Source organism: Corynebacterium sp. EPI-003-04-2554_SCH2473622, assembly GCF_001665955.1.
Lineage (GTDB): Bacteria > Actinomycetota > Actinomycetes > Mycobacteriales > Mycobacteriaceae > Corynebacterium > Corynebacterium pseudodiphtheriticum.
In genome coordinates this window covers 55,669-72,402 of the sequence record NZ_LZMN01000077.1, presented here as the reverse complement: position 1 = coordinate 72,402, position 16,734 = coordinate 55,669, and the positions used below count along the sequence as shown (strand labels likewise).

The following is a 16,734-nucleotide window of genomic DNA, read 5'->3' as shown; positions in this document are numbered from 1 at the left end:
CGCGATTGGCCTCATTGAGGCGACGCAGCATTTCAGCCTCTTCAGCATGGTTGTCATGTTCGATCTGACGTCGACGAGATGCTACGTCATCTGAATCCGGACTAAAGACGCCGGACGCATTCTGATCGGCATAACCCAAGTTATTCAGCTGTTTCGGCACGGCCGCGCCGGCGTACTCCAGCGGAATAGGATGACCATGATCGTCGACCGGTCCAAGTGGCTGGTGTACTTCGATGAATGCACCATTCGGCAGCTGCTTGATTGTGCCGGTTTCGATGCCGTGTTCCAGCACCTCGCGGTCAGAGCGCTGCAACGAGACACAAATGCGGTAGGTCAAGAAGTAAACCAACGGTGGGAGCACAACCAAGCCGATGCGGCCGAACCAGGTCATGGCATTCAACGAGATGTTGAAGAAGTGGGCGATGTGGTCGTTACCACCGGAAATTGTTACCAGCAGGAAGAACGTGATCGCCATTGCGCCGATCGCGGTTCGCGCTGGAACGTCGCGTGGACGTTGCAGCAGGTTATGGTGCGCGTCGTCGCCAGTTGCCTTCTTTTCCAAGGCAGGGTAAGCGAAGAGCAGCATTACCATCACACCACACATCAACGCGACCCAGAATGCTGATGGGATCGTGTAGCCAGCGATGTACAGTTCCCAAGCTGGCATAATGCGGGCAACGCCGTCGGTCCACAACATATAAACGTCAGGCTGCGAACCTGCGGACACCTGAGATGGGTTGTAAGGTCCAATAGTCCAGAAACCGTTGATGGTCAGTAGCCCCGCCATCAATGCGAGAACACCGGCAACGATCAAACCCATGCCAATCGCCTTAGTAGCGAATACTGGCATAATGCGGACGCCTACAACATTGTTTTCAGTGCGGCCCGGCCCTGGTAATTGGGTGTGCTTTTGGTACCAAACTAGCATCAGGTGGGCAGCGATTAGCGCAAGAATAATTCCTGGGATGATTAGGACGTGCAGCACGTAGAAACGGTCTAGCATCAGGTCCGATGGGAAGTCCCCGTCGAAGATGGCCCAGTGGATCCAAGTTCCGATGATAGGCACACCGAGGATGATGGCCGACATAATGCGCAACCCGACACCGGAGAGCAGGTCATCCGGCAAAGAGTAACCCATGAAGCCTTCAACCATGCCGAGCATGATCAATGCGCAACCGATGATCCAGTTAGCTTCACGAGGGCGGCGGAATGCACCAGTGAAGAACACGCGGAGCATGTGAGCAACCATCGACATCATGAACATAAGCGCTGCCCAGTGGTGCATCTGACGCACGAACAGGCCACCGCGAACCTCGAAAGAAATATCAAGTGCGGTTGCGTATGCGCGTGACATCTCGACGCCATTCAACGGCAGGTATCCGCCGTCGTAGATCACTTTGGTGATTGATGGGTCGAAAAACAGGGTTAGGTACACGCCTGTAAGCAACAAGATGATGAAGCTGTACAAGGCAATCTCACCCAACATGAAGGACCAGTGGGTTGGGAAGACTTTGTTGATCTGGGTGCGCACCATCCCCGAGATGGTGTAACGCGAATCAACATTGTCTGCTATTTGTCCGAGTTTATTGCTCATTAGGATTCACGCTCCCAGAAAGCCGGGCCAACTGGCTCGATGAAGTTACCGCGAGCGATGAGGTACCCCTCTTCGTCGACGGTGATGGGCAACTGTGGCAACGCACGGGCCGCAGGTCCGAAAACAGGCTTTGCGTATTGCATAGCGTCGAACTGCGATTGGTGGCACGGGCACAGGATACGGTTAGTCTGTGCCTCAAATAGAGAGGTTGGACAACCAACGTGCGTACAGATCTTGGAGTACGCGTAGTAATCGCCGTAGTGGAAATCTTCCTGGTTTTCGCGCTCGACAACAGCTTTGGCATCGTCATGGCGCAAGCGAATGAGCATAACGGCGTTACGTGGTCCGTGGATAGAGTGCATATGGTTTTCGTATACGTCGCGCTGTGGATCGTAACGATCTCCATCGTTCACATCGTCTTCTGCCAATGGGAAAACGGTTTCCATCGCGGCTGCAGACAGGTCTTCGGGCCGAACGCGGACTAGGCGGGTAACGCCTTTAGTCTCCCAGTGGTTCCCGGCCTGCCCTTCGTGGTATTCGGCAATCGCTCCGGTATCCCGGGCAAGGTAAAGCTTTACGCCTTTATCGTGAAGCGTCCACCCTGATGTCCACAGAGTTCCGTCTCCGTTGTAGTTGAGCTCGTGGCGCGGCTTCCAAGGATTGCGGATAGCTCCGCCCAGTGGTGCAATCACTACAAGACCTGCAAGGATACCCGCGCCGCCAAGCAGCCCCTGCAGTGCTTTACGACGACCGAGGGTGGAAGTCTGCCAAGCGTCATTCAGCAACGCAGTAACGGTCTGGCGGTCAACCTCATCAGAACGTCCGTCGTGGCGATTCTGTACGGCAATTTCTTCCGGCACCATCTTTTTGACGATCATGACCACACCGATGCCCAAGCAAAGGATGGCCAAACCGGAGGTAAGACCTAATAACGGGGTGTATACCGCGTGCAACCATTGGCCGTCTTCCCCATGCCCTTTATAGCCCCATGGCCAGAAAAGGTACACGCCTAAAAACGCGATGGCGGCGACGACTGCAATTGCAAAAAAAATGCCAACGGAAATGGAGGCACGTTTTTCAGCAGGATCGTTCTCTACCGGGAAGCGCTCTTTCCGATAAGCAACTGTCACTTCATCGAGCTCGGTGCCAAGTTGAGCCAATTCATCCTGGCTCATGCCCCGAAGCTCTTGTTCCGTGTAATTTTTTTTCTCGTTCGACATTAGGTACGCGATCCAATCCACATAGCTGCACCAACCAAAGCGGTGATGCCGATGATCCACATGGCCAAGCCTTCAGCGACAGGGCCCAATCCGCCTACAGACCAACCGCCTGAGGATGGAGACTCTTTCGCGTCCTTAATAAACGCGATGATGTCTGCTTTCTCGTCGTGGGTAAGTTGACGTTCAGAGAACTTCGGCATGTTCTGCGGGCCAGTCAACATGGCTTGATAAATCTCTTGCTCGTTCGCCGGATCCAGTGGAGGCGCATACTTACCTGACGACAGTGCGCCACCACGACCGGTGAAGTTATGGCAAGAAGCACAGTTCATACGGAACAATTCCGAACCACGGGCGATATCTTCTGGATGGATTTTCCCATCGTAGGAGGAACCGCGCAGTTCTTCCATTGCGATGGTGCCATCGTCGTTATACACCAGTTCGGGTCCCCCGCCGTTGGCTGCAACGTAAGCAGCCAACGCAAGAGTTTGTTGTTCCGTATAGCGAGGAGTTTTACGTTCCGCCTGGGCGTCGTTAGACATCATCGGCATGCGGCCAGAGTGAACCTGGAAGTAAACGGAACCTTCACCGACACCAATCAGTGATGGCCCACGGTCAGGTACGCCTTGCAGGTTTGTGCCGTGACAAGTAATGCAAGCAACTTCGTAAATGTCCTTACCCTCTTGAATAAGGGCTTGGTCATCACGCTGTGCGGTTGCTACCTGAGCGTCTGGAGTCAAAGCGCTGGCCAAGATGCCTGCACCGGTAAGTCCCACAGACAAAGCAGCTGCACCGGCGAGCGTCCGGCGCATCTTGCGTTTGCGGCGCGAAGCGCTCGCGTTGGCAGCAGTAGGGTTCTCCGACTGCGGCTCTGTGTTCGGGTTGGAATCCATCATTTCCCTTAAATATGTCGAGAACGGAAAGTGAAGGGCTGTAGGCCGGATTACGGCGAGCTACGGCCTACTGAACGAGATAAATAACAATGAAGACGCCGATCCAGATGACGTCAACGAAGTGCCAGTAATACGAGACTGCCATCGCAGCAGTTGCCTGTGCGGGGGTGAATTTAGACTTCCAAATTCGCCCCAGCACGATGGCGAATGCGATAAGGCCCGCAGTCACGTGCAGCATATGGAAGCCGGTGATGATAAAAAACACCGAGCCAAACACACTGGCTTGAATGGTTACGCCGTGCGAGATCATCTCGTAATACTCGAATGCGACCATGCCCAAGAAAACAACACCAAGGGCAATAGTGATTACGTACCACAAGCGAAGCTTGAAGACGTCACCTTTCTCGGCCGCGAAAACACCGAACTGCGAGGTCACAGACGAAGTAATAAGGATAGCTGTAATGATGAGACCGTAGATCACGTTAAGGTGCTCGGTCTGTTCAGTCCAGTCCCCTGCCTGTCCGTTTGCGCGCGAGGTAAACCACATCGCGAACAGTCCGGCGAAGAACATTAATTCCTGCGACAGGAACACAATCGTGCCTACGCTGACCATGTTTGGTCGGTTCAGCGACACAACACGTTGTGGTGCTGTCATTCCTGGGTTAGTTACTGCGCTCGTCACGCTCATAAGTATGCACCGTCCTTTCTCGAATTTCATCTCAATTCTTAGCCGTTTTCCCAGGTCACCATAAGGCCAAAAGCGACACTCACACCATACGGGGGTAGCTAAAGTATCTATACCTACCTTGGAACTTTTTGCCGCAAATTCCGACTAACTTAATTAGCAGGTCAACCGGCAATTACACCCCCGATAGCCTCGATCATTAGCGAGAGTAGATTGCTGCCTTAACTCAAATCGGGGGTATTACTTTTCGCACCCCACCCGCCAAAGTGCCCTAACTCACAAGGCAAAACTGCCATTTTCCGATGATTGCAACTTTTGATTGCCCCTAAAATTGCGCCAACTAATTCATGATTCGAACAGCTTGGAACTCAATCATTTTTTTCGTCACTAGTCGATATTCGGTCAGAGTCTTTACACTCTCATTTACCCTTCCCACCCTCGCCCCGCGGCACAACAAAACCCCCAATTGCTCAAACAAAGAACAATTAGGGGTTGAAGGTTGCGTCGAAACCAGATCAGGGATTGAAACTAGTGCTTTTCCTTAGGCAATCCGTATTGCAGGCTCAGCATCGTACATGCCCAAATGAGCATTACGCCACCAACCAGGATCAGCCAGTAGTACAGGAAGATAACACCAAGGCCGAATACAAAGATGGAGATCGACATCCAGAATGGCCACATGGATCCCGGGGAGAAAAATCCGAGGACTCCCGCGGAGTCAGAGATTTCCGCTTCCTCCCAGTCCTCTGGAAGGACATCGGATCGGGATTCGGTTATATGCAGGTAGGCACCGAGCATAATCGCCATAAGGGACGACAAGAGCAACGGGATGCCACCAGCCCAGTCGTAGCGGTACTTCCAACCGTCATCTTCAATCCATACGGTACCGAAGACGTAGACAACACCGGAGATTCCGAGGAAGACGGCGATTGCGTAAAAGAGTTTCGCACTGGCGCGCATGTCTGTATTCTCCTTTGGCTTTACAGAGCGGTGTTCGGATCTGCCGCGTTATCGCCATCGGCGGTCTCGCGAGCGGAGTTGAATGGCTTGGTGGAGGTTGCATATGGGGCTTCACCGATGGATGCCAGTGCCTCTGAGTTAGGGGCATCCGGGTTAGCCATACGGAATTCCATATACTGAGCGAACTTCTCCGGGGAAACCGCGCGGATCTCAAAGTTCATCATCGCGTGGTAAGTACCGCACATTTCAGCACAGCGACCTACAAAGGCACCCTCTTCTTGGATTTCCTCGATCTGGAATGCGCGCTCCTGCTGGTTGTTTTCTGGGTGAGAATAAACGTCACGCTTGAACAAGAATTCAGGGACCCAGAAGGAGTGAGAAACGTCGCCGGAAGCAAGACGGAATTCGATTGCGGTGTTGGTAGGCAGAACCAAAACAGGAATCTCATCTGTGGTTCCCAGCGTCTCGATCTCGTTGTAATTCAAATACGAGTTGTCACCGCTGGAACGTCCGTGAACAGGGTTAGCGTTCTTAACGTCTTCAGGGTCATGCTTGGACTTCTCGGCGATAGCGGTACGCTCTTCGTCTTCGCCTAGATAATCCTGACCATTAGGGGTGAAGTTTCCGCCAACCTCTGCGTAACCAAACTTCCAGTTCCACTGGAAGGCAGTGACGTCTACGGCAACCTCAGGCTCTTTGTCGTTCGCGACAACTTTCTGCTGGACTTGAACGGTAAAGAAGAATAGCGCCATGACGATAATGACGGGAATAATCGTCAAAACCAACTCAACGGGCACGTTGTACTGGAGCTGACGAGGGAATTCTCCTCGACCATTCTTTTTTGCACGCTTGGCACTCCAGCGGAAAATGGCCGTCAGGAACAGCGCCCACATGATAATGCCGATAAACCAGGCAAGGACCCAAATCCAGATCCAGAAATTAAACATTGAGTTCGCCTCAGGGGTAACTCCCTCAGGCCAACCCATGTGCAGGAATTTCGATGCCGCTGCTGGTGGCTCGACCTCACAAGCGGCCAGACCGACCGTTGCGAGGCCCAAGACGCCACCAAGGCCCAGCTTCCGGCTCAAGCTGCGTTCTTTACGCTGTCCCACGTGTGTTCTGCCTTTCTTTGCACACAATTGTCTGCCTACTTTTATAAGCATTCCTATTCAAGCAGCATAACTCAAATACGCCATCTTCTTATCAGGGTTGCATGAACCTATTTCCAGGCAAATAAAGGCTTGCACATTAAGAAGCACCGCGACGCTCCAGCCACCCCGATACGCGCTGGACAATGGGCAACCATTTGGCCCACCGACGAAAATTGACCACACACGAAATGCCAAAAGTATTAGCCATCTCACACTGGATATCGACCCTATCATCCCAAAGTTTCACTCACATTGAGGTAAACGGATAAGCCCATGGGATTGAAGTCCAATCTGCGCGAAACTCTCCGTTAAATGATTAACCGCTGACGAATACTTGGCCGTAAAGTAGTCGTGGCAGATCACCACCCTGAGGAGAAATAAACAATGTGCGGACTTCTCGCTATGTTGAGCGCCCAAAGCGATGCCCCTTCTTACGTTACCGCTATGGAAGAAGCGCTCCCTTGCATGCGCCATCGTGGCCCTGACGCCGCTGGCACCTGGAACGATGAACACGCAGTTTTTGGATTCAACCGGCTGTCAATCATCGACCTGGAGCATTCTCATCAGCCTTTACGCTGGGGTCCAGAGGACGATCCTGAACGCTACGCGATGACGTTCAACGGGGAAATTTATAACTACGTTGAACTTCGTGCCGAGCTCAAAGAGGCGGGATATCACTTTCAGACATCCGGCGATGGTGAACCAATTGTTGTCGGTTTCCACCATTGGGGACCTTCCGTCGTCGAGCATCTTCGTGGAATGTTCGCCATCGCCATCTGGGACACCCGCCGGAAACAGATGTTCGTCGCCCGCGATCAGTTTGGGATCAAGCCGCTGTTTTATGCCACAACCTCGGCAGGAACCGTTTTTGCATCCGAAAAAAAATCCATTCTCGAGCTTGCCGACGCTATCGATCTAGGGCTAGGCCTTGACCGCAGAGCCATCGAACATTATGTGGACCTGCAATATGTCCCAGAGCCGGAATCTTTACACGCAGACATTCGTCGCCTGGAATCGGGTTGCACTGCAATTCTTTCGCCAGGCGGTCAGGTCAAAGCGGAACGTTATTTCCAGCCTCGCTTTCGGACCAAAGCCGTTCCGGCAGGCCAGGAACAACAGCTTTTTGACCGAATCGCCCATGCCCTCGAGGATTCCGTCGAAAAGCACATGCGCGCAGACGTCACTGTTGGGTCATTCTTGTCGGGTGGTATTGATTCCACCGCGATCGCTGCATTGGCGAAACGACACAACCCAAATCTTTTAACATTTACCACCGGTTTCGAACGCGAAGGTTATTCTGAGGTCGACGTCGCAGCAGAGTCGGCAGAAGCGATTGGCGCTGAGCATATAGTTAAGATTGTCAGCCCAGAAGAATATGCCGACGCCATTCCGAAAATCATGTGGTATCTGGACGACCCTGTGGCAGACCCCTCCCTCGTTCCGCTGCATTTTGTCGCAGCAGAAGCTCGGAAACACGTCAAGGTCGTGCTTTCTGGTGAGGGCGCCGACGAGCTCTTTGGCGGTTACACTATTTACAAAGAGCCCCTCTCCCTCGCGCCATTCGAAAAAATTCCAAGCCCTTTACGTCGGGGCCTAGGCGTTCTTTCCCGTATCTTGCCTGATGGCATGAAGGGGAAATCTCTTCTCGAACGCGGATCGATGTCCATGGAAGAGCGCTATTACGGTAATGCTCGCTCTTTCAATTTCGAGCAAATGCAACGCGTGATCCCTTGGGCCCGTAAAGATTGGGATCACCGTGATGTGACCAAAGATATTTACGCGCGTTCTGAAGACATGGACCCCGTTGCGCGTATGCAGCATTTAGACTTGTTTACCTGGATGCGCGGCGACATCCTCGTGAAAGCGGACAAGATCAATATGGCGAACTCCTTAGAACTCCGCGTCCCATTCCTTGACAAGGAAGTTTTCCGGGTTGCCGAAACCATCCCGCACGAACTGAAGATCTCCCACGGAACCACGAAATATGCCTTACGTAAGGCTATGGAACAAATCGTTCCCCCACATGTGCTGCACCGAAAGAAATTGGGCTTCCCGGTACCAATGCGGCACTGGTTAGCAGGAGATGAACTACACGGATGGGCACAAGAGCAAATTAACGCCTCCCAAACAGAAGACATCTTCAACAAGAAAGCTGTCCTGGAGATGCTGCAAGAACACCGTGCAGGCCAATCGGATCACTCACGTCGTCTGTGGACTGTGCTGGCCTTCATGGTCTGGCACGGAATTTTTGTGGAGAAACGTATCGACCCAAATATCGAGCACCGGGATTACCCAGTCCGACTATAACTGCATACTGACACGGCCGGGGACAGCACTATTGATGTAGCCCGGCCGCACGCAATGCGAAAGCCCCTGGCTCTCTGTACTGATTAGTAACGAGAACCAGGGGCTTTTAATATCCGTCGAGCTGTGTGGAATCCTAACTATAGTTTTAGTTGAAGGAATCGCCGCAAGCGCAGGATCCACCGGCATTCGGATTATCGATGGTAAAACCTTGCTGTTCAATGGTGTCAGCGAAGTCAATCTTCGCACCCATCAGGTACGGCACCGACATCTTGTCGACGACCAAGGTAACGCCGCCGATCTCATCGCTTTTGTCACCATCGAGCTCGCGGTCGTCAAAGTACAGTTGATAGCGCAAACCTGCACAACCACCTGGCTGAACGGCAATACGCAGAGACAGGTCCGTACGGCCTTCCTGCTCTAGCAAAGACTTAGCTTTCTCAGCTGCAGCGTCAGTCAAAATTACGCCGGTCGACGAAGTTGGGGCGGTCATAATAGTTCTCCTTCGTGGTGAACGCGTCGTTTGCGTCCAGAGTACTCGCCTTTCGTGCGAGACGAAACCCTTGGATCCGCAGTCCGTTCGACATTTAATTTAACTGCCCGAAGGCTGTTTGCGCCACCTACGCCGGACATACCCGACAAGTACTTATTCTTGACAAGTACTTATTCTTGTTACCGGCGTACAAAGTTGTACCCTGTAAAACTGTGAAACTACCGTGGCAAAAACCTCAAAACACCAAAGCAGATAATTCCGACAACTCCACTACCAGTGCGGACAATAAGAGCTCATCTGCACCATCAAACTCTGCGCAATCTAGCCCTGCACAGGCCAATTCCGCTTCCGCAGAACAAACAGATTTACCGAAGGGCTACACCCCTAAGAAAAATAAACCTACTCCTTCGCGCAAAGAGCAAGAGATTCGTCGCGGTGTACGACGCGATCCTAACGGTGCATCCCCCGCCCAGGCCCGGGAGCGTCGTAAAGAGCTCAAGAAATCCATGTCCAAGCAAGAATGGAAAGAATACAAACGCGAAGAACGCCAAGAAAACATGCGTCGCCGTAAGGAACAGCAAGAACGCATGGATGCTGGCGATGAGCGCTACCTCTTGGCTCGCGATATTGGACCGGAGCGACGCTACGCACGGGACTGGGTGGATTCCCGCGCTTTCTTGACCAACTGGGTGATGCTTATTGCCCTTACGATTCTTGGTGCTACCTTGCTCGGCGGAATTAACCCTCACGCAGCGAATATCATTTCACTCATCGGCATGGTGATTATTGTTATTCTCGCAATCGAAGGGGTTATCCTGGGCAAACGTTGCAATAACGCGGTGCGCAAGAAATTCCCAGACTCCACCGAAGCTGGATTCCGATTGGGCTTTTACGCTTATTCTCGTGCCACTCAGCCACGCAAATGGCGTTCACCAAAGCCCCAGGTCGAACGCGGTGCCAAGGTCTAACCGCCCCTATTCTTCATTCTTCTAGGCCCTAGATAGTTACAGTTTAGGTTTTCACAATGCCAATGCCGCACGAGCCCGAATCCATCCCTCAGCCCGAGCCTGATTCCACACCCAGGCAGAGTGCTGACGCTGCCGCTAACGCGGATTCCAACGCCCAAGCCGACAGTGCTGAGTTTGCTGATCTTGGGGCTCCCGCGGAGATTGATACTGAGGCTGCCGCCGCGGTGGTTGCAGCTATGTCGTCGACACAGCGGGGCCGGAGTTTTGGTCGGCTTACTGATACAGCAGCTTTCATGGCCGCGTGCCAAGGGAAAGTTCCCGCGGAGCCGTTGCGGCAGCCCCGAGTCGTCATTTTCCATTCTGCCCCCGGCAGTTCTGACCCCGGCAGTTCTGACCCCGGCGTCTCTGTCCCCCGGAGCTCTGCAACTGGTAGCAACGGTGCGTCATCTCTGCGCACGCCCGAGTCCCAGACTGCAGCCGACGATATTGCCGCTGGTTCTGCCCCCGTGACGACACTGGCCCGTACCCATGGTGCTGGCGTTCGCCTAGAGGAGATCCCTACCGACGGAGCCGCGCTAGAATTCGGCCGCTCTATCGCTGATTCTGAAATCGATGCTGGCGCAGATCTACTGATCCCAGGCGAGCTCACTGAGGGATTCTCCGTCGAGGCTGCTGCCTTGTTTGGCGCAATAACGAAGACAGAACCGGTAGCACTAGCTAGCTTGGAAGCTTCGCTTACGACGAAACAATGGCAAGCCGACGTCACGGCTATCCGGGATCACATGTTCCGCTTCCGACGATATCCCGCTAATTTGTTGGATCTTGTTCGCGAATGCCAAATGCCGACGGTACAGTCATTGGTTGGTTTTATTCTGCAAGCAACTTCCCGACGCACTCCAGTGCTTGTCGACGGCTGCCTTGCCACTGTGTGTGGCCTGATAGCAGAAAAAATTGTTCCAGGAACCCAACCATGGCTGCGCTCGGCACAGCTGTCCCCGGAGCCTGCGCATATCCAAGCCGTCCAACAATTGGGATTAACGCCCCTACTTGCCTTCGATCTCACAACCGGGCAAGGAACCGGTGGCGTACTAGCATTATCTGCACTCAACGCAGCGATTGAGCTAGTAGCCGATGAGGTTTATGCGATCACTGATGCGATCAACGCGCATAACCACGGCGCGTGATCATCAGGCGAGCTTTTGTAGCCAGCCGTGCGTGTCGGCAACTTCTCCCCGTTGGATTCCGGTTAGTTTCTCACGCAGTTGCATCGTGATTTCGCCGGGGTGACCGCCACCGATGCTGAACGTGCCGCTGGTAGTTTTCACGGTGCCGATTGGCGTGATTACCGCTGCCGTCCCGCACGCAAAGGCTTCACTCATGGCACCGGATTCGGCGGCTTCCCGCCATTGCTCCAGAGTGATGCTTTCTTCCACCACTTCAACGCCCATCTCACGCGCTAGTTGCAACAGTGAATTTCGCGTCACACCAGGCAAAATAGTGCCGGTCAGTTCGGGAGTGACCAGCTTGCCCTGGATGACAAACATGACGTTCATGCCGCCCATCTCTTCGACTTTTTGGCGTTTTGCAGCATCTAAAAAGACCACTTGGTCGCAGCCATGTGCGATGGATTCTTGCTGAGCAACTAGCGAAGCAGCGTAGTTACCGGCGAATTTGGCGGCCCCGGTTCCGCCCGGAGCGGCGCGCACATAGTCTTCGGAAATCCACACAGATACCGGTTTCACGCCACCCTGAAAATACGCACCGACTGGCGAGGCAATAACCAAGAATCGATAAGACTGCGATGGCGCGACGCCGAGCCCTATTTCCGTTGCAATCAAGAATGGACGAAGATACAAGGATCCCTCTCCCCCGGCTGCTGGGACCCAATCCTTGTCGACAGCAACTAATTCTTTCAATGCTTGGATAAATAATTGTTCTGGGATTTCCGGCATTGCCATGCGCTGCGCGGAGCTCGCTATACGTTGCGCATTCTTCTCAGGACGGAAAGTAACGATTGAATCATCACTCTGCCTATATGCCTTGATGCCTTCAAAAATTGCTTGCCCGTAATGAAAAACGGTCGTCGCAGGGTCTAAGGTCAATGGCGCGTATGGCTGCACCGATAGATTGTGCCAGCCTTGTTCTGCATTCCAGTCGGCAACCACCATATGATCCGTGAATTTTTTACCGAAAGCTGGGTTCGCCAGGATTTCCTCGCGTTCAGCTGCGGGCGTCGGAGTGTCATTGCGGGTCACGGAAAATTTGAAGTCGCTCATGGTAGCTAATGTACCCTTTCCACCTTTTAATAGAGACTTAGGGCACACCCTTGCACGGCGTTCTGCGGTAAATCTCGCTAGGCTGGGAAGGCCTAGAGCGAATTTCAACTAAATTGCGCGACCATTGTCATGTGACAAGAAAGGATATTATGGCTGCCTCAAAATTCGAACTTCCAGCCCGCGGCAAGATTAGCTCAGTAGAGTTGCAGAAAAAGTTGCCTAAAAACGCCGATGCTCTCGTCGTCAGCGTGTTCCGCACGCAGGATTCAGCTAACGAGAACGGCATAGAAATCCTCGACACAGATTGGCTTTCCGGTGGCCAGCTACGCGAAGTGGTCGAGGGCTTGCAGACAGTCAAAGCCACGGGCAAAGCAAACGAAATCACCCGCTTGCCGGCTCCAAAGAAGCTGGGCGTCGACGTAGTCATCGCGGTGGGTTTGGGTGCGCAGGACAAGCTTGACGACGAGGTTCTGCGTCGCGCGGCTGGTACTGTTTCCCGCGCGGTCAAGGATCTAAATTCGGTCGCCGTTGCTCTTTCCGGTGACCGTGATCGCCTCGCCGCTATCGTAGAAGGCTTGATCTTAGGCGGATATGCCTACCCGGGCATCCGTGGAAGCAAAGACGAGGGTGCCACCCAGCCGGACGAGAAAAAGAATCACGCTGATAAAGATCCCGCCGAATTTACTGTGCTCGGCGATCCAAAGAAGGATTCTGACGTCTTCCGTCTCGCACAAGTTGGTGCAGAATCGGTGTGCCTAGCACGGGACTTTGTCAACGTTCCTTCCAGCCATAAATTCCCAGAATCCTATGCTGAGTTTATCCGTGGCTTTGCCGAAGATGCAGGCCTGAAGGTGGAGATTCTCGACGAAAAGCAACTGGAGAAGGACGGCTTCGGTGGTATTTTGGCGGTCGGCCAGGGTTCGGTCCGCCCACCGCGTCTGGTCCGCCTGCACCATAGTCCACGCAAGGCTAAGAAGAAGGTTGCTCTCGTAGGCAAGGGCATTACCTTTGACACTGGCGGTATCTCTTTGAAGCCGGGCGCAGGCATGGGCGAGATGATCATGGACATGGGTGGCTCAGCAGCCGTCGTGGCTGCCACTGTCGCTGCTGCAAAGCTCGGCCTCAACGTGGAGTTGACCACCACTGTGCCGCTGGCAGAAAACATGCCTTCCGGTAACGCTATTCGCCCAGGCGACGTCATCACTCACTATGGCGGCATTACTTCAGAAATTCTGAATACCGATGCTGAAGGCCGTATCGTGCTTGCCGATGCCATCGCGCGCGCGAGCGAAGACAAGCCAGATTATTTGGTAGAGACGGCAACGTTGACCGGCCACCAGATGCTCGCGTTGGGCAAGAAAACCTACGGTGTTATGGGTAGCGATGAGCTACGTGATCGCATCGCTGAGCTGGGACGCCGTGTAGGCGAAAAAGCTTGGGCCATGGCTTTGCTGGAAGAGCACGAAGAAGCGATTAAAACCCCTGCGGCGGATATCCGCAATATCTCCGAGGACCGTTGGGGTGGCATGCAGTTTGCGGGTACCTACCTGTCGCAATTCGTCGGCGAGGGCATTGAGTGGGCACATCTCGATATCGCCGGCCCTGCCTGGGCAGCAAGCGCTTCCGGATACACTGCGCAGCGAGCAACCGGTGTTCCGGTACGCACACTAGTTGCTTGGTTGGACGAAATCGCCAGCTAAGCATCTCCGTGGCGCCGCTCCCACTGTTTGCGGCGCTCCACTTGTTCTTGGCGCTTGCGTAGGATTCGTTCGCGTTTCATGCGCTCGCGCATACGCTGTGGATACCCGGTTTCTTCAACGTCATAGATTGGCACATCTAGTACCCGGGCCACGGCGTCTATTCCTTTCGGCCCGCCAATACGGCGGCGGATATAGTCGCCGGAGTCGTCGACAAGCACGATCGACATTTCATTAACCACGGTTTCCGGCTCCACGAAGCCTTCTATGAAACCGCGGCCATCGATCCACGCAACTAGATCTGCCTGGTCTTGCTCGCGTATCGTATCGCCAGGCGCGCGGGGTGGCCTGAGCTGTGATTTCGTGGAGTTACGACGGAATAGGTTGAACACAGTTCACAATTCTAGGGGTAGTGCGCAATATTGCGCATTGACTCATTACACGTAGCAGCGGCGATGGCGGTAGGCTGGAATGCCGTAGCTTCTATTTACTAACGACTTTAGAGGAGTCTCTCACACATGTCGCACTCCGTAGAGATGCCCGAGCTGGGCGAATCGGTTACCGAAGGCACCATTACCCAGTGGCTGAAGTCCGTCGGCGATACCGTCGAAGCCGACGAGCCTTTGCTCGAAGTTTCCACTGACAAAGTGGACACTGAAGTCCCTTCCCCGGTCTCGGGTACGCTTCTGGAGATCAAAGCCGAAGAAGACGACACCGTAGAAGTTGGCGACGTCATTGCCATCATCGGCGACGAGGGCGAGAGCGCAGACTCGCAGGACTCTGCTGATGCTGCTAACGCCGATGATTCTGACGACGCTGACGACAACGCAGGCTCCGAGGATTCCGCTTCTGAGGAAAAGGAAGACAACAAAGAGTCCAAGAACGACAAGAAGTCTTCCGGTGGCTCATCCCAAGCTACCGACGTAGAAATGCCAGAACTCGGCGAATCAGTAACCGAAGGCACCATCACCCAGTGGCTGAAGTCCGTCGGCGATACCGTCGAAGTCGACGAACCACTGCTTGAGGTATCCACCGACAAGGTCGATACCGAAGTTCCTTCCCCAGTTGCCGGTACCATCATCGAAATCCTCGCCGAAGAAGACGACACCGTCGAGGTCGGAGAAGTCATCGTCCGCGTTGGCGACGAAAACGCCGCAGCAGACGACTCCAACGAATCAGACGATTCGAAGGATGCAGACGAGAAATCCGCAGACAAGAAGTCCGAGGATAAAGAAGCCGAGTCTGCGAAGAAGGATTCTGCGGACAAGAAGCAAGACTCCGACCAAGAAACCAAGAAGGCTAACGAGGGAGCCGCGAAGGATTCAGCGAAGAAGAATTCCGGAAAGGTTCCTTACGTCACCCCGCTGGTACGCAAACTGGCAGATAAGCACGGCGTTGACCTGAGCTCACTGGAAGGTACTGGCGTCGGTGGTCGCATCCGTAAGCAGGATGTTATGGCTGCTGTCGAAGGTAGCTCGGCTGATTCTTCTGCCCAGGACTCTGCGCAGTCTTCCGAAAAGGATGCGAAGAAGGCGGGCTCGAACTGGTCCACCAAGTCGGTGGATCCAGAAAAGGCTGAGCTGCGCGGCACCACGCAAAAGGTTAACCGCATCCGCCAGATCACCGCAGAAAAGATGGTGGAAGCGCTGCAGATTTCCGCTCAGCTGACCCACGTGCAGGAAATCGACATGACTGCTGTGTCCAACCTGCGCAAGGCCAACAAGCAGGCTTTCGCAGACAAGCACGGTTCGAAGTTGACCTTCCTGCCATTCTTCGTCAAGGCCACCGTCGAAGCCCTGGTATCCCATCCAAACGTCAACGCCTCCTACAACGCTGAAAAGAAGGAGATGACCTACCACGCCGACGTCAACGTCGCCATCGCGGTGGATACTCCTAAGGGCTTGTTGACTCCAGTGATCAAGAAGGCACAGGACAAGTCCTTGCCCGAGATCGCCGCTGAGATCATCGACTTGGCTGACCGTGCACGCAACAACAAGTTGAAGCCAAATGACCTCACTGGCGCTACCTTCACGGTCACCAATATTGGTTCCGAAGGTGCGTTGCTGGATACCCCAATTCTGGTTCCGCCACAGGCCGGCATCCTGGGAACGGCAGTCATCGAAAAGCGCCCAGTCGTCGTTACCGAAGACGGCCAGGACGCTATCGCGATCCGCCAGATGTGCTACTTGCCTTTCACCTACGACCACCAGGTCGTCGACGGTGCCGACGCAGGTCGTTTCATCACCACCATCAAGGATCGTCTCGAAACTGCCGACTTCGAGGCTGATTTGGAACTATAAATAGGTCCCCATTCTCTGGATAAACTCCGGAGGACCAATCGCCTAGCCCTGCTAAGCAGCTAGCTGGCGCGCATACCGGGCCTTCCCTCTGTTAGCTCCTGTTCTCGTTACAGGACGCAGAGTAGGAAGGCCCGGTTTTCGTGTTATGAGCTGAATCACGTAACATAACGGTCATCATGTTAAGCACAGTCACATG

Annotated in this window: 14 protein-coding genes; 5 read left to right on the top strand and 9 right to left on the bottom strand. The window is 53.9% G+C overall.

Annotation, left to right across the window (positions count from 1 at the left end; translation table 11 throughout):
- The 6 genes from A5774_RS09200 to A5774_RS09175 all read right to left on the bottom strand — a co-directional run.
- The coding region (locus A5774_RS09200; RefSeq protein WP_064834493.1) for a cytochrome bc complex cytochrome b subunit at positions 1-1,594 on the bottom strand (1,594 nt) is incomplete at its 3' end.
- Entirely contained in the window at positions 1,594-2,814 is a 1,221-nt protein-coding gene (locus tag A5774_RS09195) for a ubiquinol-cytochrome c reductase iron-sulfur subunit (RefSeq protein ID WP_027018322.1), read from the bottom strand. The genes A5774_RS09195 and A5774_RS09200, both read right to left, overlap by 1 nt.
- Positions 2,814-3,707, bottom strand: a complete 894-nt coding sequence (locus A5774_RS09190) for a c-type cytochrome (protein WP_024272904.1) — start codon at positions 3,705-3,707, stop codon at positions 2,814-2,816. Before A5774_RS09190 ends, A5774_RS09195 begins: the two co-directional genes overlap by 1 nt.
- Before the next feature lie 64 nt (positions 3,708-3,771).
- Positions 3,772-4,392 carry a heme-copper oxidase subunit III gene (locus A5774_RS09185; protein ID WP_021353812.1) on the bottom strand — a complete coding sequence of 207 codons (621 nt, stop codon included), beginning with the start codon at positions 4,390-4,392 and terminating at the stop codon, positions 3,772-3,774.
- Positions 4,393-4,917: 525 nt separating this feature from the next.
- Positions 4,918-5,349: a cytochrome c oxidase subunit 4 gene (locus tag A5774_RS09180; protein ID WP_021353811.1), complete on the bottom strand. Its 432-nt coding sequence runs from the start codon at positions 5,347-5,349 to the stop codon at positions 4,918-4,920.
- Positions 5,350-5,369: 20 nt separating this feature from the next.
- Positions 5,370-6,461, bottom strand: a complete 1,092-nt coding sequence (locus A5774_RS09175; RefSeq protein ID WP_021353810.1) for a cytochrome c oxidase subunit II — start codon at positions 6,459-6,461, stop codon at positions 5,370-5,372.
- Positions 6,462-6,884: 423 nt separating this feature from the next.
- Between A5774_RS09175 and asnB the strand changes: the two genes are divergently transcribed.
- Positions 6,885-8,807, top strand: a complete 1,923-nt coding sequence (gene asnB / locus A5774_RS09170; RefSeq protein ID WP_023019206.1) for an asparagine synthase (glutamine-hydrolyzing) — start codon at positions 6,885-6,887, stop codon at positions 8,805-8,807.
- Positions 8,808-8,952: 145 nt separating this feature from the next.
- On the opposite strand, the gene A5774_RS09165 is transcribed toward asnB, so the two are convergent.
- Entirely contained in the window at positions 8,953-9,297 is a 345-nt protein-coding gene (locus tag A5774_RS09165) for an iron-sulfur cluster assembly accessory protein (RefSeq protein WP_021353808.1), read from the bottom strand.
- Between the two features lie 212 nt (positions 9,298-9,509).
- On the opposite strand from A5774_RS09165, the gene A5774_RS09160 reads away from it, so the two are divergent.
- A complete protein-coding gene (locus tag A5774_RS09160) occupies positions 9,510-10,265 on the top strand; it encodes a DUF3043 domain-containing protein (RefSeq protein ID WP_064834491.1) in 756 nt (251 codons plus the stop codon).
- A 56-nt stretch (positions 10,266-10,321) separates the two neighbouring features.
- Entirely contained in the window at positions 10,322-11,449 is a 1,128-nt protein-coding gene (locus tag A5774_RS09155) for a nicotinate-nucleotide--dimethylbenzimidazole phosphoribosyltransferase (protein ID WP_082936192.1), read from the top strand.
- Between the two features lie 3 nt (positions 11,450-11,452).
- Here A5774_RS09155 and A5774_RS09150 read toward each other — a convergent pair whose 3' ends face one another.
- Positions 11,453-12,541, bottom strand: a complete 1,089-nt coding sequence (locus A5774_RS09150; protein ID WP_064834488.1) for a branched-chain amino acid aminotransferase — start codon at positions 12,539-12,541, stop codon at positions 11,453-11,455.
- A gap of 149 nt (positions 12,542-12,690) precedes the next feature.
- Between A5774_RS09150 and A5774_RS09145 the strand changes: the two genes are divergently transcribed.
- Positions 12,691-14,241, top strand: coding sequence for a leucyl aminopeptidase (locus A5774_RS09145; protein WP_064834486.1), 1,551 nt, complete (start codon positions 12,691-12,693; stop codon positions 14,239-14,241).
- Here the strand turns inward: A5774_RS09145 and A5774_RS09140 are convergent.
- Positions 14,238-14,630: a hypothetical protein gene (locus A5774_RS09140; RefSeq protein ID WP_021353803.1), complete on the bottom strand. Its 393-nt coding sequence runs from the start codon at positions 14,628-14,630 to the stop codon at positions 14,238-14,240. The two genes, A5774_RS09145 and A5774_RS09140, sit on opposite strands and share 4 nt — an antisense overlap.
- Before the next feature lie 126 nt (positions 14,631-14,756).
- Here A5774_RS09140 and sucB point away from each other — a divergent pair, with 126 nt between their 5' ends.
- Positions 14,757-16,538 (top strand): 2-oxoglutarate dehydrogenase, E2 component, dihydrolipoamide succinyltransferase, encoded by a 1,782-nt coding sequence (gene sucB, locus A5774_RS09135; RefSeq protein ID WP_064834484.1) that lies wholly within the window; start codon positions 14,757-14,759, stop codon positions 16,536-16,538.
- Positions 16,539-16,734: the final 196 nt, after the last annotated feature.